The following is an 18232-nucleotide window of genomic DNA, read 5'->3' as shown; positions in this document are numbered from 1 at the left end:
CACATCCGGGTAGGGAGCGGTTGGCCCGACCCAACCAGGTCGGAAGGAAGGGGATTGCCCGATGGCCGGTTCCGACGGACTGCGCTCCGCGATCGCCGCACAGATCGAGGGGTTCGCGACAGCCGCCGACTCAGGCGTGCGCAGCGTCCTGGTCAAGACGCTCGACCACCCCCGGATTACCGTCGCCCACCGGGCGGACCTGCAGCTTCCGTCGGCAAGCCTGGCCAAGATGATTCTCGGGGTCGCCCTCTTCGACTCGGCGGAACGCGGCGAACTCGACCTCGATGAGCGGGTCCGGATCGGGGCTCTCCCGGGCACGATGTATCCGAGCGTGCTTCAGGCCCTCGACCCCGACTCGACCGTCAGCGTCCGGGAGTTGTGCGGCTTCGCCCTCGTGACCAGCGACAATCCGGCCGCCGAACACGTACGCACCGTCCTGGGCCAGGAGCGGATCGACGCCACCATCAAGGCCGTCGGACTGCACGGCACGGCCTTCCCGGCCGGGTTCTCCGAGCGGGAACTCGGTCCGCTCGGCCGGGCCAACACCACCACCGCCGAGGACATGCTGCAACTGGTCGAGTACATCGACCGGACGCCCCACCTCGATCCGGTCCGACGCTACCTGGTCAACTACCTGCGGAACGACCGGATTCCGTCCCGTCTGGACGACGACGTCCCGGTCCGGCACAAGACCGGGAGCCTGCGCGGCATCGTGAACGACGCGGGCATCGTCCTGCACCCCGCGAACCGCATCGCCATGGTCTTCCTGACCGAGGGGCAGGCGGATAACGTTCGTACGGCACAGGAGATCGGGGAGGTCTCCGAGCGGATCGTCAGGATCATCGCAGAGGGGTCGGCGCTCTGACGCCGCCCACGGGGGTGACGCGTGGCCGTGTCTCGTGAACGACAACTGCGCAAGATCCTCGCGCTGGTCAACACCCTCGCACTGATGGTGGGACTGGTGTGCGTGGTGACCGCGGCACTGATGACCCATCAGCAGGTTCTCGCCACCGTCCTCAGCCTCATCGGCGGCGCCTTCGTGTCGGCGGCGGCCGTCACACTGGCCATCGGATCCCTCACCGTGCGGGAGACCACGGAGCAGGTGGACAGCGCCGTGCTGCGCGGCATGCAGGACGTCCTCGGCCCGGTACGCGACCCGCTGTTCGCCGGCGCTCTCTCCGCCTACCGCTACGACTGCCTGCTCTCGCCCGCGCCGGGCGGTGACGCCCATCCCGACTACCTCTACCAGAGCTTCCGGATCTCCTACCGGATCGAGGCCTTACCCGCAACGGTGACGATCGCCTGCCTCGCCTCCAACGACGACGCCGGCCTGGACGGCTTCACCGGGCCCGAGTGCCTGCTCCGGTGGATGATCGACGACAACCTGGATCCCGACGACCCGGCAGTCTTCACGGTCGGCGCGGTCCGGGTCGACAACCGGGAACTGGACCGCGCTTCCGCGACGCATGAGGACGTCGCCGGCGGGCGCGCGAGGATCGAACACTTCTCGGTCCCGCGCGAGGCCCAGACCACCGCGGGCCATCTGGTGGAGCTGAGCGTCACGGCACGCAAGTTCGTGGGCAACGACCGACGGATCCGGATCCAGGCCCAGGTGTTCCGCCATGTCACCGATGCCGAGTACCGCCTCACCATCGATCCGGCGCTCAGGCCGACCCGCCTGAGCGTGAACGCCTCCGAGATCAGCGCGCTCGGCGCCTCCCACGGTGCGAGCGTCCGTGCCACCTTCCCCGCGCCGTTCAACAACACCGCCGGGTTGATCCAGCTCCCGTTCCCGCTGCAGCCCGGCAGCGTCATGGCCTTCACCATCGATCGGGACGTGGCCTGACCCTCCCGACCGGGGTCAGCCGGTGGCGCGGATGTAGATGTCGGCGGCGCCGGGGAGGCCGCCGGGGATGGTGGCGACGTAGATGCGGCGGGCGGTGGGGGCGGGGAGGTCGGTGGGGCTGGGGCTGGGGGTGGGGGTCCAGGTCGGGGTGGCGGGTTCGGGGGTGGGGTCGGCGGCCGGGGCGACGGCGGGGGCGGGGTCCTCGGTGCCTTCCGGGTCCTCGGCGTCGGCGGGGGCCTCGTCGGAGTCCTGGTCCGGGGTGTCGGTGGTGTCGGCCTCCGGGGACGGGGACGGGGACGGGCTCTCCGTGGGCGCGGCGGTGGCGGGCGGCAGTGGGGAGCTCGGGAGCACCGGGGCCATGGCCGGCTCGTCGCCGCCGAGGGCGGCGTGCAGGTCGGCCGGGAGCGGAGCGGCCGGGCCGGGCGAGGGGAGGTCGTAGGCGCTGAGGAAGTCGCCGAGGCCGGGGGCCCGGCCGCCGCCGAGGCGGTAGTGCAGGTAGGCGACGGCGCCGCCGTCGGAGGTGTGGGTGTAGACGGCCCCGACCGGCACGTAGAACCGGCCGAGGCCGGGGTGCTGGGAGGGGTGGAAGCCCGCCAGGCGTTCGGCGCGGTCGCGGTCGGTCTCGCGGCCGGTGCCGCCGGCGGTGAGCGCGTTGACGCCGCGCACCACGAGGGCGGCGACGACGGACACGAAGAGGACCAGTCCGACGGCGACGGTGCGTCGCAGGACCGGGCGTCCGTGCAGGGCGGGCCAGGAGTCGGTCACCATGCGCTCGGGTGGGATGCCGTCCACGGTTGTCTCGCTCCCCCGTTCGATCAGGACGCTCGATCAGGACGTCTGATCAGGACATTCGTTCCGGACACCTGACCAGGGCGTCACACTCTGCTCGACGTGGGACGCTAGCCGAGAGTTCCTCAGCCCAGGTAGGCGGGGGCGACCGCGGCCTTCGTCACGGGCTGCGCGCTGCCCGAACCGTCCGCCGGGACGGTCCACAGATCTGCACCGTAGTCGCCGGGCAGGGCGTAGACCAGGGCGCCTTCCGCGGACCAGAGCGCCTGGTCGTCGATGTTGCGCTGCTCGGCGGTGGCGGTCTCGGTCATGGTGGCGAGGTCGAGCACGTACAGCCGCCAGGGGGCGTCGGCGGGCAGGCCGGGGACGCGCTTCTTGTACGCGACGCGGGTGCCGTCCGGGGAGAGGGAGGGGCACTCGACGTTGTCGTGCAGGGCGGTGAGGGTGCGGGCGGCGAGGTCGCCGCGGACGAGGTGGGTCCGCCCGGCGCTGGCGAGGGTGGCGTAGAAGGTGTTGTCGTCGGCGAAGGTGACGCCCCAGATGTTGACGTCGTGCGCCTGGTACGGACGGCCGTCCAGGACGACGGCGAAGTCCTCCAGGTTGTCCCGCAGGTTCCAGTCCCGGACGTCCACGATGGACGTGCGGGTGGAGAAGTCGCTGCCCGCGTAGGAGTCGCCGCTGACGAAGACCGTCCAGGCGGCCAGGTGCCCGGACGGGGAGACCCGGGAGCGGGTGGGGATGCCGGCCGCCGGGAACGAGTGGAGCTCGCGCAGGTGGTCGTCCAGGACGACGGCGCGGTAGGTGTCCTCCAGCGCCCCGTGCTGGGCCTGGAGGCAGATGCCGGTGCCCGCGGCGGCGTGGAAGCGCAGGCACTGGACGCCGGAGGCGGTGCGCGGGCCGTCGGGGCGGTCGGCCGGGACGGTGGTGATCTCGTCCCGGTGCGGGCCCCAGGCCATGTTGCGGAACAACAGCTGTCGTCCGCCGCTCCTCACCTGTAGTGACACCGGACCGGACTCGACGGACGGCCCGCCGGGCTGGGCCTGGTCCCGGCGGGCGGTGCGGTCGGAGGCGTGCAGGACGGCCCCGGTGCCGACCGCGCCGAGCAGCACGACGGCGACCAGCAGGATGATCACCCTGGTCCGGTTCTGCAGGTTCATCGGGTCTCCTCGGGGTTCTTCTCTGGGTTCTCCCCCGGGTCCTTCCCCGGGCCCTTCCCCGGGCCCTTCCCGGCGACGGCTCCGGACGGGTCCGGACCCACGGGCCCCGCCGGGCGCAGCGCCGCCGGGCGCAGCGCCGCCGGGCGCAGCACCGCCGCCGCGCCGAGCACGCACAGCGCCAGCGCGCCCGCCGACCAGCCCAGCGCCGTCGGCCCGCCGACCGCGCCCCACAGCGCGCCGAACAGCAGCGAGCAGGCGAACCGGGCGAGCGCCTGCCCGGTGCCGACCAGGGCGAGCCCGGCGCCGCGCTGGTCGGCGGGTACGGCGTCCGCGGCCGCGGCGGCGAGCACCCCGTCGGTGGCGGCGTAGAAGGTGCCGTGCAGCACCAGCACGCAGAGCACCGCCGGCAGCCCGCGCAGCGGTGAGAGCAGCAGCCCGTACGCGAGCAGCAGCACCACGTGCCCGGCGAGGAAGAGCCGGTGGCGGCCGATCCGGTCGGCGAGCGCGCCGAGCGGGACGGCGAGCAGCAGGAAGGCCGCCGCGGTGCCCAGCGGCAGCAGCGGGAAGAGGCTGACGGGGAGGTCCAGCCGGCGCTGGACGAGCAGGTAGAGGAAGGAGTCGCTGACGGTGGTGAGGCCGAGCAGGACGGCGCAGAGCGTCAGCCGGCGCAGTTCCGGCAGCCGCAGCAGGGTGAGACCGGCGCGCAGCGAGGGCGAGGGTGTCGACAAGTCGTCACCCTTCTGCCGGTTCGGCACGAACAGCAGCAGGATCAGCACGCCGAGCGCCGCGACGCACGAGCTGACCGTGAACACCGCGTCGTAGCCGTGCCGTTCGCCGCCGTCGGCGAGCAGCGGGCCGCCGGCCAGCCGCAGCACCAGGAAGGCGGTGAGCGGGCCGAGCAGGGCGCCGGTCGTGTCCATCGCCCGGTGCACCCCGAACGCCCGGCCGCGGTGGGCGGGCTCGGTGGCGAGCGAGATCATCGCGTCCCGGGGCGCGGTGCGCAGGCCCTTGCCGGTGCGGTCGACGGCGATCACGGCGCCGATCAGGGGCACGGTGTGGACGAGCAGCAGCAGCGGCCGGCACAGCGCGGACAGCCCGTACCCGACGGCCGCGACGGCCTTGTGCCGGGCGGCGCCGTCGCGGCCGCGGCGGTCGGAGAGGTGGCCGCCGACCAGCCGGACGAGGGCGCTGAAGCCGTTCTGGATGCCGTCGAGCAGGCCGAAGCCGAGCGGGGAGAGGCCGAGGCCGGTGAGCAGGTAGAGCGGGAGGACGGCGGTGACCATCTCGGAGGAGATGTCGGTGACCAGGCTGACGGTGCCGAGGGCGACGACCGCCCCGGGCACGGCGCGCAGGGCGGCGCCCCGCCGCACCGGGCCGGTGGCCGGTGCGGCGGGGGCCTGCGCGTCGGCGGCCGGGGCGTCGGACGGGCCGGGCGCGCTCCCCGGTGCGGCGGGGGCCTTCGAACTGCGGGAGTCCGCGACGTACACGGGCGTCAGTTCCAGATGCCGGTGATGTCGGCGGCGCCCGCGGAGTTGCCCGCGTGGGCGTTGACCCCGGCCAGGTCCTCCAGGGTGTGCAGCACGTCGTAGTGGTTGTAGGTGGTGGCGGTGCTGCTGCCGGGCGCGACGTGGGCGCCGTAGACCAGGGTCGGGATGCGGTTGCCGGACAGCTTGTTGTCCTCGTCGAAGGTGAGCAGGAGCAGGCTGTTGTGGCTCTTCGCCCACTGCGCGTACCCGTCGAGGTTGGCCCGGAGCCAGGAGTCGCCGGTGCCGACGGAGCAGTCGTGCATGTCGTCGCAGAGGTCCGGGACGACGAAGGAGACCGTCGGCAGGGTGGTGTAGTCGCTCGGGAAGGCGTCCATGCCGTACGCGCCGGCGGTGGGCACGTTGCCGAAGCCGAACCACGGGTTGTGCTTCTGGGCGTAGTTCCCGCTGCTGCAGTCGGTGGCGCCCTGGCCGGGCAGGCCCTCGTTGTAGCTGGCCCAGGTCCGGCCGGCGCCGATCAGCTCGGACGCGAGGTTGGGCTCCTGCAGGGCTCCGACGTCCACGCAGCCGTCGTCCACGATGCCCTGGGAGCTGCCGGAGAACAGCATGTAGTAGTTGGGCTGGCTGGGGTGGGTGAGCGCGTAGGACTGGGTCAGCGTCGCGCCGCCGGCCACCAGGGTGCCGTTGATGTACGGGGCCTTGGAGCTGCCGATCACCTGGGAGTAGGCGTGGTTCTCCAGCACGACGACGACCACGTGGTCGGGCGAGGGCAGCCCGGCGGCGTCGGCCGTGTCGGCGGCCGCGCTGCCGCCGGCGGCCCAGAGGCCGAGCGAACCGGCGACCAGGCCGAGGCCGGCGGCCAGCGCGGTGAGCGGGCGCACCGGGCGCAGGGGGCGGCGGGGGCTCGGGGGGCGGAGGGGGGTGCGGCGAGGGGTGCGCAGTCGTGCGAAGGCCATGAGGTCCTCCGGAGGTCGGGGCTTCCTGGCGGGAGCGCCGAGAACAGTAGGAGCGCAGCGGTGTCGTGTACCGCACAACTCAAGTGAAGAACAGGCGAACAGCTACCGCGCCCCGGCGGACCGGACCGGCAGGCCCGGCCCCGGACCGGACCGGCGGGCCCGGCGGGCCGGCGTCGGACGTCACACCCGCCGCGATTGACCCGTTCCGTCCGGGCGTGGTGGGATCACCGGAGCTTGGGACGAAAGGGTGCGGCACGTGAGCGGACCGATCGCCGCCGCCCCCCGCACCCTGGTGGTCGGGATCGGCGCGAGCACCGGCGCCGGGCGCGCCGAGGTGCTGCGGCTGCTGACGGACACCCTCCGGGAGGCCGGGCTGGCCCCCTCCGAGGTGGCCCGGCTGGCCACCGTGGCGGGCAAGGCCGACCACCCGGCGGTGCGCTGGGCGGCCGACCACCTCCCCGGGGTGCCGGTGGACGAGCACCCGCCCGAGGCGCTCGCGGACGTGCCGGTGCCGAACCCCTCCGCCGCGGTCGGCGCGGCCGTCGGCACCGCGAGCGTGGCCGAGGCGGCGGCACTGGCGAGCGCGCCGGGCGGCCGGCTGGTGGTCGCCAAACGGAAGTCGGCCCGGGCGACGGTCGCGATCGCCAGGACGGCGGCGCCCACCGCACCACCCGGCCCGCCCTGAGCGTCCGAGCCGCCCGCACCACCCCGACCCGGCCGCACCACCACGTGCCGCCCGCACATCGCGACCCGGCCGCACCACCCGATTCACCCGCACCACCCAGCGAGGAGCCCCGCGTGACCGCCCCCGAACCCGACCTGCGCCACCACGGCGACGCCGAGGTGCGCGCCGACGGGCTCGGCCTGGTCGACCTCGCCGTCAACGTCCGCACCGGTACTCCCCCGACCTGGCTGCGCGAGCGCCTCGCGGCCACCCTCGGCGACCTCGCCGCCTACCCCGACCAGGGCGCGGCACGCGCCGCGGTGGCCGCCCGGCACGCCCGGCCGGTCGGGGAGGTGCTGCTCACCTCGGGGGCGGCGGAGGCCTTCGTCCTGCTGGCGCGCGTGCTGACGCCACGTCACATCGCCGTCGTGCACCCCCAGTTCACCGAGCCGGAGGCCGCCCTGCGGGACGCCGGGCACCGGGTGCACCGGGTGCTGCTCTCCCCCGGGGACGGGTTCCGGCTGGGCGGCGTCCCCGAGGAGGCGGACCTGGTCGTCCTCGGCAACCCGACCAACCCGACCTCGGTGCTGCACCCCGCCGAGGCCGTCGCCGCACTGGCCCGGCCGGGGCGCACCCTGGTGGTGGACGAGGCGTTCATGGACACCGTCCCCGGGGAACGGGAGTCGCTCGCCTCCGTCCGGGACCTGCCCGGCCGGGTCGTCGTGCTGCGCAGCCTCACCAAGACTTGGGGCCTGGCCGGACTGCGGATCGGCTATGTGCTCGGCCCCGCACCACTGATCGCCGAGCTCGGCGCCGCCCAGCCGCTCTGGCCGGTCTCCACCCCGGCGCTGGTGGCCGCCGAGGCCTGCAGCGGCGCCGCGGCGCTCGCCGAGGCGGAGCGGGCGGCGGCCGAACTCGCGCTCTGGCGCGAGCACTTGGTGAAGGGCCTGGCCGCCTTCGACTCGGTGCGGCTGTACGGCGAACCGGCCGCCTCCTTCGTCCTGGTCCGGCTGCCGGAGGCGGCGGCGGTCCGGCGGCGGCTGCGCGAGCACGGCTTCGCCGTCCGGCGTGGGGACACCTTCCCGGGGCTGGGCGAGGAGTGGCTGCGGATCGCCGTCCGGGACGAGGAGACCACGGACCGCTTCCTCGACGCCCTCGGGGCGGTGCTCGGTTCGGCGTGAGGCCCGGACCGGCCGCGCGCCCGTCAGGACTCCCGACCGAACCCCGGCCGAACCCCCGACCGAACTCCCGGCCACAGCCGTCGCCGTCGACGTGAGGGCTCAGTCCAGCACGAGCCGGTCCCCGGCCCGGACCGCGCCGGGCACCAGCACCCGGGCGTACACCCCGACGCAGGGCAGCGCCGGCATGCCCTCCAGCGGCACCAGCCGGTTCCGCTCGGCCGGGACGCGCAGCGCCTCGGGGCGCCGGGGCAGCGGCCCGTGCCGCAGCGTGGGGACGGCGCAGCGCGGGGTCGGCGCGAGGATCCGCAGGCGCAGCCCCGGGCCGACCGTCAACTCCCGCCCCACCCACGCGTTCTCGATGTACCCCTCGCCCTCGGTGCGGACCACCAGGTTGGGCCGGTAGCGCTCGGCCTCGCTCCCGACGGCCCGCAGCGTCGAGGTGGTGACCAGATGCAGCGGCGCGAAGTCGAAGAAGCCGCCGTCCGGTGCGGCTCGGCCCAACTCGTTGACGGTGAAGGCGGTTTCGGCGGCGATACCGCGGGCCAGCACCTCCTCCGGCACGGCCCGCTCGACGGCCGCGCCGGGCGGGCGCTCACCGATCAGCGCGACCTCGCGGCCGAGCGCCGCGGACAGCTCCCGCTCGTCGGCGCCGCGGCCGTCCGGGCCGGTGACCGCCACGCCGCCGTCCGCCGTGGTCCTGGCCGTGTACCCGAGCAGCCCGGCCCACAGCCGGGGCAGCTTGGCGCTGGCCACCCGGCCGGTGGCCAGGTCGAGCAGCGCCCGTTCGCGGTCGCCGGCCAGGCCCCGGCCGGTCACCTCGGCCCGGTCCAGCTCCTCGCCGAGCAGCCCCTTCACCGGGTAGCGCCACAGCCGTTCGACGGTGCCGACCGTCCGCCCCCGGTCCGCTCCCCCGCCCGTCACGCGGCCGCCGCCCACTCCCGCAGCGTCGCGAAGTCGTCGGCCAGCAAACCGATCCGGGGGTTGACGTGCAGGGCGAGGGCCGGTCCGGGGTGGTGGGCGGCGATCCACTCCTCGTCCCGCGGGCCGAGCTCGTCGTCCACCCAGACGAACGGGCGCCCGGCGGCCCAGGCCACCACGTCCCTGGTCTTCCAGTGCAGCCCGTCTGGGTCCCCTCCGAACAGGTCGGACCAGCGGATGTACGGGAGTTCCGGCAGGCCGACCCGCGGGCCTATGTGGGTGTTCGCCTCGTCCATCCACCCGGTGGCCCACACCAGTTCGTACGGCAGCGCCAGCAGTTCCTCGCCGTGCGACGGGTTCAGCCAGACCCGCAGCGGCTTGACCCGGACGGCGGGGGGCTTGGCGTGCCTGGCACGCGTCGCCTGCCGGGCCCGGACCGCCGCCAGGTGCTTCTGCTTCGCCACCCACCAGTCGGGGCGCAGCCGGTGGGTGGCGTAGCCCTCGGGCCTCCGCTTCGGCGCGGCGAAGGGATTGAGCGGTCCGTCCACGTCGAGGAGGAGCAGGGGCTGCTGGGTCATGCCATGAATTCTCGGTCCGGCCGACGGCGCTTGACCAGCGGATTGCGGGTCACGATCGAGCCTCCGGTCTCCGGCCTCACGGGCGCTCCCAGAGGTTGCGGGCCGCGAGCAGCGGCAGCACGCCCTCGCCGAACCAGTACGCCTCCTCCAGGTGCGGCATCCCGCTCAGCACGAACTCGTCGATGCCCAGCCCGTGGTACTCGCAGATCAGGTCCGCGACCTCCCGGTGGCTGCCCACCAGTGCCGTCCCGGCGCCGCCGCGCAGCAGCCCGATCCCGGCCCACAGACCGGGGTGCACCTCCAACCGCCGGGCCGAGCCGCCGTGCAGCGCGAGCATCCGCCGCTGCCCCTCCGACTCGCTCTCGGCGAGCGCCCGCTGGGTCTCCCGCACCCGGCGCGGGTCCATCGCGGCGAGCAGCCGTTCGGTCTCCGCCCAGGCCTGCGCGGCGGTGTCCCGGGTGATCACGTGCAGCCGGATGCCGAACCGGACGGTCCGGCCCAGGGCGGCGGCCAGGTCGCGGATCCAGCGGATCTTCTCCCCGACCTGGGCGGGCGGTTCGCCCCAGGTCAGGTAGACGTCCGCGTACCGGGCGGCGACCTCGCCGGCGGCCGGGGAGGAGCCGCCGAAGTACACCGACGGCACCGGGTCCGGCAGCCGGTTGAGCCGCGCCCCCTCGACCCTGAGGTGCGGACCGTGGTGGTCGACCGTCTCCCCCGCCCAGAGCCGCCGGGTGATGTCCAGGAACTCCCCGGTCCGCGCGTACCGGGCGTCCTTGTCCAGGAAGTCCCCGTAGGCGCGCTGTTCGGCGGACTCCCCGCCGGTCACCACGTTGAGCAGCAGCCGCCCGCCGGACTGCCGCTGGTAGGTCGCGGCCATCTGCGCGGCCAGCGTGGGGCTGATCTGCCCGGGCCGGAACGCCACCAGGTACTTCAGCCGCTCGGTCACCTGGCTGAGCATCGCGGTGGTCAGCCAGGCGTCCTCGCACCAGGCCCCGGTCGGTGTCAGCGCCCCCTCGAAGCCCAACTGCTCGGCGCTGCGGGCGATCTGGCCGAGGTAGCCGATGCTCGGCGGCCGGTCCGAGCCGGCCGTGCCGGGCGTGGAGCCGTGCCCGCCGCCGACGATCAGCCGGCTGTCGCCGTTGGTGGGGAGGAACCAGTGGAAGGTGAGAGCCATGGACGGACACACTCCTGGGGCCGGTGCTGTCTGCGGTCGGTCGACGGAATCCGCCGACGGCGACAGCCGGCCGCCCACACCCGCCCCAGGTCCACGTGCAGTCGGCGCACGAGGAGGGTCCGGCCCGGAGTGGTCATGGCCCGATTCTCCGCCGCCGCCCCGCCCCGATCAAGACCCGCCCAAGGCCCACCCCGCCCAAGGCCCGCTCGGTACAAGGCCCGCTCGGCACCTCACCCCGGCCGGGCCGCCGGAGCACCGGTCAGCCGGCGTGCACCGCCGGGGTGTACCAGCCGCTCCAGCCGCCGCCCGAGTTCCGGTCGATGTACTGCTGGAAGCCGTCGGCGCCGCGCGCGGTGAGGGTGAGGGCACCGTTCACGCTGGAGCTGACGGTGGTGATCCGGCTGACCAGGTTGCCGCCCATCCTGGTCCAGGCGCTCAGCTGGTTGGTGTTGCCGATCGTCCAGCGCGTCCACATGGCGTGGTCGGTGCCGACCACGAAGACCTGCTGGGTGCCGTCCCGGAAGGTGTGGAACGTCTGACCGCCCACGCCGTAGTCACCGCCGCACAGGAAGTCGCCACCGAAGATCGTGCTGCCGCAGTGCGCGGGGCTGCTGACGGCGGCCGAGGCGGGAGCCGCGGTGAGGCCGATGCCGGCGAGGACGGCGGCGGCCGCGACGGCCCCCTTGATCTTGTTCACTTCTGCTCCTGAGTGGTCGGGACCGGGCCCGTCCGGCGGGCCTTCACCGGTAGCAACGGGGGCTCCGCCCCAGCGAGTTCACGCGAGATCGCCGGTCCTGGTGCAACGGGACACCCTCCGGCCCCGGGGCGGTCCGGAGCGGCCCCGGGCCGGTCCGCGACCGCTCCGGACCGTCCGGGACGCCCCGTCCGCCCCGGGCCCCGGGCGCCTACCGCGCCGTCCAGGCGGTCCAGCTGCCGTTGGTGTCCCGGGCCCGGGACCAGGTCCGGCCGTCGGCGCCGGGCACGTCGATGCGGAAGGCGCCGCCCACGGTCTGCGCGGTGATCTCGACCTTGCCGGCCATGTTGCCGCCGAGGGACGTCCAGGCGGTCAGCTTGGTGGAGTTGGCGATCGTCGACCGCGTGTACACCGCGTGGTTGGTGCCGACCACCAGGATCAGCCGGGTGCCGTCCCGGGAGGTGAAGAAGGTCGAACCGCTGCCGTAGGGGCCGCCGCAGTAGAACGTGCCACCGAACAGCTGGTCGCCGCAGGTCGTGACGCCCGAGGAGATCGGGCCGCTCCCGGAGTCGGCCGACTCGACGGCGAGGCTCTGGACCGCCCCCGGCTTGCCGGGCTTGCCCGGCTTCGCGGGCACGCCCGGGGTGATCGGCACGCCCGGGGTCACGGGCACACCCGGCACCGTGATCGGCTTGCCCGGCTTGACCGGCACGCCCGGGGTCACCGGCACGCCCGGCACCGTGATCGGCTTGCCCGGCTTGGTGGCTGCCGAGGCGGGGGCCACGGTCAGTCCGATGCCCGCGAGGACGGCGGCGGACACGAGGGCCACCTTGAACTTCTTCATGCGCGCTCCTGAGTGAACGGTACGGACCCCGGAATCCGACCGGCCGGCGGGGACGCACCCCGCGGCCGTTCCGGCCGGCCCTCACCGGTAGCAACGGCGGCCCCGGGCAGTCGAGTTCAACCACCGAAGGCCGGATCTCCGGGTGCCGGACACACGACCGCCGGGCCTCCCCCGCGTGGAGGGGAGGCCCGGCGGGATGCTCGGGAGGCGCGGTGGATCAGACCTGGCCGGCCTTCTCCAGGGCCTCGCAGCAGGTGTTGATCAGGAGCCGGGTGACGACGTACGGGTCGACGTTGGCGTTCGGGCGGCGGTCCTCGATGTAGCCCTTCTTGTCCACCTCGACCTGCCACGGGATGCGCACGGAGGCGCCGCGGTCGGAGACGCCGTAGCTGTAGACGTTCCACGGGGCGGTCTCGTGCTTGCCGGTCAGGCGGGACTGGATGTCGTGGCCGTACTGGTTGACGTGCTCCAGCACCTTCTCCTGCGAGGAGCCGAGCGACTCGCAGGCGGTGATGATGGCGTCGTAGCCCTCGCGCATCGCCTTGGTGGAGAAGTTGGTGTGGGCACCCGCGCCGTTCCAGTCACCCCGAGCCGGCTTGGCGTCGAGGGTGGCGTCGATGCCGAACTCCTCGGCGGTGCGGTAGAGCAGGTAGCGGGCGATCCACATGTCGTCCGAGACGGTCAGCGCGTCGACGGGGCCGATCTGGAACTCCCACTGGCCGGGCATGACCTCGGCGTTGATGCCGCAGATGGCCAGGCCGGCGTCGATGCAGCGGTCCAGGTGCAGCTCGACGATCTCGCGGCCGAAGACCTCCTCGGCGCCGACGCCGCAGTAGTAGCCGCCCTGCGGGGCCGGGAAGCCGCCCTCCGGGAAGCCGAGCGGGCGGGAGCCCTTGAAGAAGGTGTACTCCTGCTCGATGCCGAAGATCGACTCCTGCGCGGCGTACTTCTCGGCGACCTCACGCAGCAGGGCGCGGGTGTTGGAGACGTGCGGGGTGCCGTCCGTCTCCAGGACCTCGCAGAGGACCAGGATGTGGTCGCCGCCGCGGATCGGGTCCGGCGTCACCCGCACCGGGTTCAGCACGCGGTCCGAGGCGTGGCCCTCGGCCTGGCTGGTCGAGGAACCGTCGAAGCCCCAGGTCGGGATCTTGTCGGCGTTGGGCAGGACGCGAGTCTTGGAACGGAGCTTCGCGGTCGGCTTGGTGCCGTCGATCCAGATGTACTCGGCCTTGATTGCCACGTCGTGTCCCTCGCATTGCTGGGTGGTGGGTGCCCGCGTAGCGTTGCAAGCCGCCGTTTCCCGGTTGTTCCTCTCGTGTAACGCGCATGTGAACCAACCGTCCGCATTGGCACCGTCACGGTGCGGGAGTGCCGGAGGCGGCACTCCCGCCGTTCCGCGTGCCGTCGGTGGCGGCACCGGCCCGGTCAGCGACGGCACCGACCCGGCCGGTGGCGGCGGACGCGACCGGCGGCGGCCGGTGTGATCAGTGGCGGCGGGCGTGCGCGGCGCGGCGGCGCCGGGTGGCCCAGAGCGCGGCCGCCCCGCCCGCGACCAGGGCGGCGGCCCCCGCGGCCAGCGGGCCGGTGGCACTGCTGCCGCCGGTGGCGGCCAGCTTCTCCGGCTTCTCCACCGCGGCCTGCGGGACGGCGGCGCGCGAGGTGGTGGTGTCCGCGACCGGCTGGGCCGCGGGCGCGCCGCCGGGCGCGGTGCCCGGGGCCGCCGGGGTGGCGGGGGCGGACGCGGCGGCCGACGGCGCCGAGGGCTTCTCGCAGCTCACCGAGGCGACGGTGAGCTTCCCGGTGACCTTGGCGACGTTCAGGTTGAGCGGGTTCACCTCCACCTGCACCTCCAGGGCGGAGGCGGCGGCGGTGGTGGTGGTCACGGTCTTCTTGGAGAACTCCACCGAGACGCTGCCGATCAGCGGCACCTCCACCTTGGTCGGGCCGTACAGCCCGACGGTGACCGGCTTGCCGAGCACGCTGAGCTTGACCGGCGCGACCACGTCGGCGGTCGGCTGCCCGTCGACCGGGCAGGTCGCCTCGGCGCTCATCGCCTCCAGGCCGAGCAGCGCGGTGGCGGGGAGTCCGGGTGCGTGCACGTCGGCGTTGACCAGCTTGACGGAGGCGGTGGCGCCCTTGGCGTCGACGCGGGTCACCGCCTTGCCGACGTCCGCCTTGACGAGCTCGACCGGGCCGGTCTGGTCGACCCCGGCCACGGTGGCCGTGAGGATGGAGCTGTCGCGCTGCGCCGGCGACTCCACCTTGTTGAGCGCGATGTTCACCGGGACGTCCACCGCCTTGTTCAACAGGCTGACGTCCAGGTCGAGTTCGGCGGTGACGGCGCGGGCCTTGCCGGGCGACGGAGCGGGCTCGGCGGCACGGGCGGGCGCGGTGGTGAGCAGGGTGCTCGCCACCACGGCGGTGGCCGCGGCGGCGGAAACGATTCGGCGAGAAGACATGGCGGTACCCCCACACAGATGAAACGATGAGCCGCCAGTCTTCTCGAACAATCCGTCACATGAGTAACACAGAAAGTCATTTCACCCGTTGGAGTGAGATTGGCGTTCTGCGCTGACCCACCTCTGCTACAGCAGCCGCGGCGCACCGCCCGGCGCCCGCGGCAGACACCCTTGGCAGGCTCCTACGGCAGGCGCCAGTCCACCGGCTGCGCCCCCTGCCGCACCAGCAGCTCGTTCGCCCGGCTGAACGGCCGCGAGCCGAAGAAACCGCGGTCGGCCGACATCGGGCTGGGGTGGACCGACTCCACCGACGGGACGTCGCCCAGCAGCGGGCGCAGGTTGCGGGCGTCGCTGCCCCACAGGATCGCCACCAACGGGCCGCCGCGCGCCACCAGCGCCCGGATCGCCTGCTCGGTGACCGCCTCCCAGCCCTTGCCCCGGTGCTGGCCGCTCTTGCGCGGCTGGACGGTGAGCACCCGGTTGAGCAGCAGCACGCCCTGCCGCGTCCACGGGGTGAGGTCCCCGTTGGACGGCTGCGGCAGGCCCAGGTCGGTGCCGTACTCCCGGTAGATGTTGATCAGGCTCGCCGGGATCGGCCGCACCTCCGGGGCCACCGAGAAGCTGAGCCCGACGGCGTGGCCGGGGGTCGGGTACGGGTCCTGCCCGACGATCAGCACCCGCACGTCGGCGAAGGGCTGCTGGAAGGCCCGCAGCACGTTCGGGCCGGAGGGCAGGTAGGTGCGGCCTGCGGCCAGTTCGGTGCGCAGGAAGTCGCCCATCGCGGCGACCCGTCCGGCGACGGGTTCCAGGGCGGCGGCCCAGCCGGGCTCGACGATCTCGTTCAGTGGACGCGGTGCCATGGTCGCCACCCTATCGGCCTACACCGACAGGGCTTTCAGCGGATGATCATGCGATCGAGGCCGGTCGGGCGGCACCCGGAGGGCGAGCCGGGAGGCCGACCGGAAGACCGTCCTCGCCTCCCTCCGGCCCTCGCCTCCCGCACCCCCGGCGCGACTACTCGACCGGCCGCCCCCGCAGCACCACCAACCGCGGGTCCGCGAGCACCCGGACGTCCGCCCGGGGGTCCTGCGCGTACACCACGAAGTCGGCCGGCGCGCCCTCGTCCAGCCCCGGCCGCCCCAGCCAGGCGCGCGCGCCCCAGCTCGCCGCCGACAGCGCCTCGGCCGGACTCAGCCCCGCCTTCACCAGCTCCGCCACCTCCTCCGCGACCAGCCCGTGCGCCAGCGAGCCGCCCGCGTCCGTGCCGACGAACACCGGGATGCCGGCGTCGTGCGCGGCGCCCACGGTGTCGTACCGGCGCTCGTGCAGCCGCCGCATGTGCGCCGCCCAGGCCGGGAACTTGGCCTCGCCGCCGGCCGCGAGGCCGGGGAAGGTGGCGATGTTGACCAGGGTCGGCACGATCGCCACCCCGCGTTCGGCGAAGGCCGGGATCAGCTCCTCGGTGAGCCCGGTGGCGTGCTCGACGCAGTCGATCCCGGCCGCCAGCAGGTCCGGCAGCGACTCCGCCGCGAAGCAGTGCGCGGTGACCCGCGCCCCCTCCTCGTGCGCCGCCGCGATCGCCTCGGCCAGCGCGTCCCCGGGCCAGCAGGCGGCGAGGTCGCCGCGCTCGCGGTCGATCCAGTCGCCGACCAGCTTCACCCAGCCGTCCCCGCGCCGGGCCTCGGCCCGGACGTAGGCGGCCAGGTCGCCGGGCTCGATCTCGTGCGCGTAGTTGCGGATGTAGCGGCGGGTGCGGGCGATGTGCCGCCCGGCCCGGATGATCCGGGGCAGGTCCTCGCGGTCGTCGATCCACCGGGTGTCGGCGGCCGAGCCGGCGTCGCGGATCAGCAGGGTGCCGGCGTCCCGGTCGGTGAGCGCCTGCTTCTCGCTGGTCTCGGCGTCCACCGCGCCGTGCTCGTCCAGGCCGACGTGGCAGTGCGCGTCCACCAGTCCGGGCAGCACCCAGCCGGTCACCGTCCGCACGTCGTCGGCGGTCGGCGGGCGGGTGAAGCTCACCCGCCCGTCCACGACCCAGAGTTCGTCCCGGACGTCCTGCGGACCGACCAGCACCCGGCCCCGTACGTGCAGCACCGCGCCGTCGCTCATGCGCCCGCCCCGCTCCGCCCGCCGGGGGCAGCCGCCCGCGCGCACCTTTCGACGACCCGCTCGCTCCGCTCGCTCATGGCCGCACTCTACCGACGGGCGGGTTCCGTGTAAGCAGCCATGATGCGGCAGACTCGTTTCCGCATCCCCACCCCCGCGAAAGGCGATACCGACGTGAGTCCCTTCCTCGACCTGCCCCCGCTCAGCGCCGCCGAGTTCGCGGCGATCGAGGACCAGGTGGCCGCGCTGCTGCACACCGGGGCCGACGTGATCGTCACCCAGGGCGAGGCACTCCTGCCCCTGGAGGCCGCGATCCGCGGCGCCGCCCACCCCGGCTCGACCGCCCTCAACATCGTCACCGGCCCGTACGGGCAGACCTTCGGCAACTGGCTGCGCTCCTGCGGGGCGAAGGTCGTCGACCTGGCCGTGCCCTTCGACAGCGCGGTGAGCGCCGAGCAGGTCGCCGAGGCGCTGGCCGCCACCCCGGAGATCGACTTCGTCTCCCTGGTGCACGCCGAGGCCGCCACCGGCAACACCAATCCGGTCGCCGGGATCGGTGCCGTGGTCCGCGAGCACGGCGCGCTGCTGATGCTCGACGCGGTGGCCTCCGTCGCCGCCGAGCCGCTGCTCACCGACGAGTGGGGCGTCGACCTGTGCGTCATCGGCGGCCAGAAGGCGATGGGCGGCCCGGCCGGGGTCTCCGCCGTGTCCGTCTCCGAGCGCGCCTGGGAGCGGATCGCCGCCAACCCGGCCGCCCCGCGCCGCTCCTACCTCTCGCTGCTCGACTGGAAGGAGCGCTGGACGGACGCCGGCCGCGCGGTGCTGCCGCACGCCCCGGCGCAGTTGGAGATGCTCGCGCTCGGCGCCTGCCTGGACCGGATCGCCGCGGCCGGCCTGCCCACCGTGATCGCCCGCCACCGCGCCGCCTCGGCCGCCACCCGGGCCGGCGTCCGCGCGCTCGGCACCCTGGCCCCGTACGTCGTCGAGGACGCCCACGCGGCCCCGGTCGCCACCACCCTGCGCACCCCGGACGGCGTCGACGCGACCGCCCTCGCCGCCCGCCTCGACCCGGCCCTGCCGGTCCAGCCGGGCGGCGGCGCGCTGGCCGGCTCGATGCTGCGGGTCAACCACTACGGGCAGGCGGCCGCGCTGGACACCGTCCGCGCCTGCCTCACCGGCCTCGCCGGGGCGACGGACGCGGACCCGGCGCCCGCCCTGGCCGCCGCCGAGGCCGCCTGGCAGGCGGCCGTCCGGGCCTGACCGGCCCGCGGCACCCGGCCGCGGCCCCGGCCGCGACACACGCCACGACGTACGGCCGCGGGGCCCCCCGGGGCGGCGCCCGGGGGCGCGGCCGGGGGGGGTTTGGCGGGGGCGGGGCGGCCGTG

At 74.5% G+C, this 18232-nt stretch carries 18 protein-coding genes; 5 read left to right on the top strand and 13 right to left on the bottom strand.

Annotated elements, in window-relative coordinates:
* Positions 1-61: 61 nt before the first annotated feature.
* Together ACWD4P_RS29645 and ACWD4P_RS29640 are read left to right on the top strand one after the other, a co-directional pair.
* Positions 62-865, top strand: coding sequence for a serine hydrolase (locus ACWD4P_RS29645; RefSeq protein ID WP_359826088.1), 804 nt, complete (start codon positions 62-64; stop codon positions 863-865).
* 27 nt (positions 866-892) lie between these two features.
* Positions 893-1846, top strand: a complete 954-nt coding sequence (locus ACWD4P_RS29640; protein ID WP_359826091.1) for a hypothetical protein — start codon at positions 893-895, stop codon at positions 1844-1846.
* 15 nt (positions 1847-1861) lie between these two features.
* On the opposite strand, the gene ACWD4P_RS29635 is transcribed toward ACWD4P_RS29640, so the two are convergent.
* From ACWD4P_RS29635 to ACWD4P_RS29620, 4 genes are all read right to left on the bottom strand, one after another.
* Entirely contained in the window at positions 1862-2638 is a 777-nt protein-coding gene (locus ACWD4P_RS29635; RefSeq protein ID WP_449781742.1) for a hypothetical protein, read from the bottom strand.
* 122 nt (positions 2639-2760) lie between these two features.
* Entirely contained in the window at positions 2761-3792 is a 1032-nt protein-coding gene (locus ACWD4P_RS29630; RefSeq protein WP_449781741.1) for a TolB family protein, read from the bottom strand.
* On the bottom strand, positions 3789-5279 hold the full coding sequence (locus tag ACWD4P_RS29625; RefSeq protein WP_449781740.1) for an MFS transporter: 1491 nt from the start codon (positions 5277-5279) through the stop codon (positions 3789-3791). Before ACWD4P_RS29625 ends, ACWD4P_RS29630 begins: the two co-directional genes overlap by 4 nt.
* A 5-nt stretch (positions 5280-5284) precedes the next feature.
* Positions 5285-6232, bottom strand: a complete 948-nt coding sequence (locus ACWD4P_RS29620) for an alkaline phosphatase family protein (protein WP_359826095.1) — start codon at positions 6230-6232, stop codon at positions 5285-5287.
* Positions 6233-6488: 256 nt separating this feature from the next.
* On the opposite strand from ACWD4P_RS29620, the gene ACWD4P_RS29615 reads away from it, so the two are divergent.
* Together ACWD4P_RS29615 and cobC are read left to right on the top strand one after the other, a co-directional pair.
* Positions 6489-6917, top strand: coding sequence for a cobalamin biosynthesis protein (locus ACWD4P_RS29615; RefSeq protein WP_449781739.1), 429 nt, complete (start codon positions 6489-6491; stop codon positions 6915-6917).
* 113 nt (positions 6918-7030) lie between these two features.
* Positions 7031-8077: an Rv2231c family pyridoxal phosphate-dependent protein CobC gene (gene cobC / locus ACWD4P_RS29610; protein ID WP_449781738.1), complete on the top strand. Its 1047-nt coding sequence runs from the start codon at positions 7031-7033 to the stop codon at positions 8075-8077.
* Between the two features lie 99 nt (positions 8078-8176).
* On the opposite strand, the gene ACWD4P_RS29605 is transcribed toward cobC, so the two are convergent.
* The 9 genes from ACWD4P_RS29605 to ACWD4P_RS29565 form a co-directional block, all read right to left on the bottom strand.
* Positions 8177-9013 carry an MOSC domain-containing protein gene (locus ACWD4P_RS29605; RefSeq protein ID WP_449781737.1) on the bottom strand — a complete coding sequence of 279 codons (837 nt, stop codon included), beginning with the start codon at positions 9011-9013 and terminating at the stop codon, positions 8177-8179.
* Positions 8995-9573, bottom strand: a complete 579-nt coding sequence (locus tag ACWD4P_RS29600; protein WP_449781736.1) for a hypothetical protein — start codon at positions 9571-9573, stop codon at positions 8995-8997. The genes ACWD4P_RS29605 and ACWD4P_RS29600 overlap by 19 nt, the downstream gene beginning before the upstream one ends.
* 76 nt (positions 9574-9649) lie before the next feature.
* Positions 9650-10747 (bottom strand): LLM class flavin-dependent oxidoreductase, encoded by a 1098-nt coding sequence (locus ACWD4P_RS29595; protein ID WP_359826108.1) that lies wholly within the window; start codon positions 10745-10747, stop codon positions 9650-9652.
* Positions 10748-11006: 259 nt separating this feature from the next.
* The gene (locus ACWD4P_RS29590; protein ID WP_449781735.1) at positions 11007-11444 is read right to left on the bottom strand and encodes a hypothetical protein; all 438 of its coding nucleotides are present in this window, start codon (positions 11442-11444) and stop codon (positions 11007-11009) included.
* A gap of 208 nt (positions 11445-11652) precedes the next feature.
* Entirely contained in the window at positions 11653-12285 is a 633-nt protein-coding gene (locus ACWD4P_RS29585) for a hypothetical protein (RefSeq protein ID WP_359826112.1), read from the bottom strand.
* A 217-nt stretch (positions 12286-12502) separates the two neighbouring features.
* Positions 12503-13525, bottom strand: a complete 1023-nt coding sequence (glnII, locus tag ACWD4P_RS29580; RefSeq protein ID WP_359826115.1) for a glutamine synthetase — start codon at positions 13523-13525, stop codon at positions 12503-12505.
* A gap of 244 nt (positions 13526-13769) precedes the next feature.
* The gene (locus ACWD4P_RS29575) at positions 13770-14744 is read right to left on the bottom strand and encodes an SCO1860 family LAETG-anchored protein (RefSeq protein WP_449781734.1); all 975 of its coding nucleotides are present in this window, start codon (positions 14742-14744) and stop codon (positions 13770-13772) included.
* A gap of 182 nt (positions 14745-14926) precedes the next feature.
* Complete coding sequence (locus ACWD4P_RS29570) at positions 14927-15604, bottom strand: uracil-DNA glycosylase (protein WP_359831256.1); 678 nt, start codon at positions 15602-15604, stop codon at positions 14927-14929.
* A gap of 154 nt (positions 15605-15758) precedes the next feature.
* Positions 15759-16850, bottom strand: coding sequence for an amidohydrolase family protein (locus ACWD4P_RS29565; RefSeq protein WP_449781733.1), 1092 nt, complete (start codon positions 16848-16850; stop codon positions 15759-15761).
* 120 nt (positions 16851-16970) lie between these two features.
* Here ACWD4P_RS29565 and ACWD4P_RS29560 point away from each other — a divergent pair, with 120 nt between their 5' ends.
* Positions 16971-18107, top strand: a complete 1137-nt coding sequence (locus ACWD4P_RS29560) for a pyridoxal-phosphate-dependent aminotransferase family protein (RefSeq protein ID WP_449781732.1) — start codon at positions 16971-16973, stop codon at positions 18105-18107.
* The last annotated feature ends 125 nt before the right edge of the window (positions 18108-18232 follow it).

This window comes from Kitasatospora sp. NPDC002543 (assembly GCF_053594915.1).
Note: the sequence above shows the minus strand (reverse complement) of the source record. Positions and strands in the feature narration are given on the sequence as shown.

What these genes read in the sequence shown, in the direction of transcription:
- ACWD4P_RS29645 (WP_359826088.1), top strand. Translation starts at nt 62, where the DNA reads ATGGCCGGTTCCGACGGACTGCGCTCCGCGATCGCCGCACAGATCGAG.
- ACWD4P_RS29630 (WP_449781741.1), bottom strand. Translation starts at nt 3,792, where the DNA reads ATGAACCTGCAGAACCGGACCAGGGTGATCATCCTGCTGGTCGCCGTC.
- ACWD4P_RS29620 (WP_359826095.1), bottom strand. Translation starts at nt 6,232, where the DNA reads ATGGCCTTCGCACGACTGCGCACCCCTCGCCGCACCCCCCTCCGCCCC.
- ACWD4P_RS29600 (WP_449781736.1), bottom strand. Translation starts at nt 9,573, where the DNA reads ATGACCCAGCAGCCCCTGCTCCTCCTCGACGTGGACGGACCGCTCAAT.
- ACWD4P_RS29595 (WP_359826108.1), bottom strand. Translation starts at nt 10,747, where the DNA reads ATGGCTCTCACCTTCCACTGGTTCCTCCCCACCAACGGCGACAGCCGG.
- ACWD4P_RS29585 (WP_359826112.1), bottom strand. Translation starts at nt 12,285, where the DNA reads ATGAAGAAGTTCAAGGTGGCCCTCGTGTCCGCCGCCGTCCTCGCGGGC.
- ACWD4P_RS29575 (WP_449781734.1), bottom strand. Translation starts at nt 14,744, where the DNA reads ATGTCTTCTCGCCGAATCGTTTCCGCCGCCGCGGCCACCGCCGTGGTG.
- ACWD4P_RS29570 (WP_359831256.1), bottom strand. Translation starts at nt 15,604, where the DNA reads ATGGCACCGCGTCCACTGAACGAGATCGTCGAGCCCGGCTGGGCCGCC.
- ACWD4P_RS29565 (WP_449781733.1), bottom strand. Translation starts at nt 16,850, where the DNA reads ATGAGCGACGGCGCGGTGCTGCACGTACGGGGCCGGGTGCTGGTCGGT.
- ACWD4P_RS29560 (WP_449781732.1), top strand. Translation starts at nt 16,971, where the DNA reads ATGCGGCAGACTCGTTTCCGCATCCCCACCCCCGCGAAAGGCGATACC.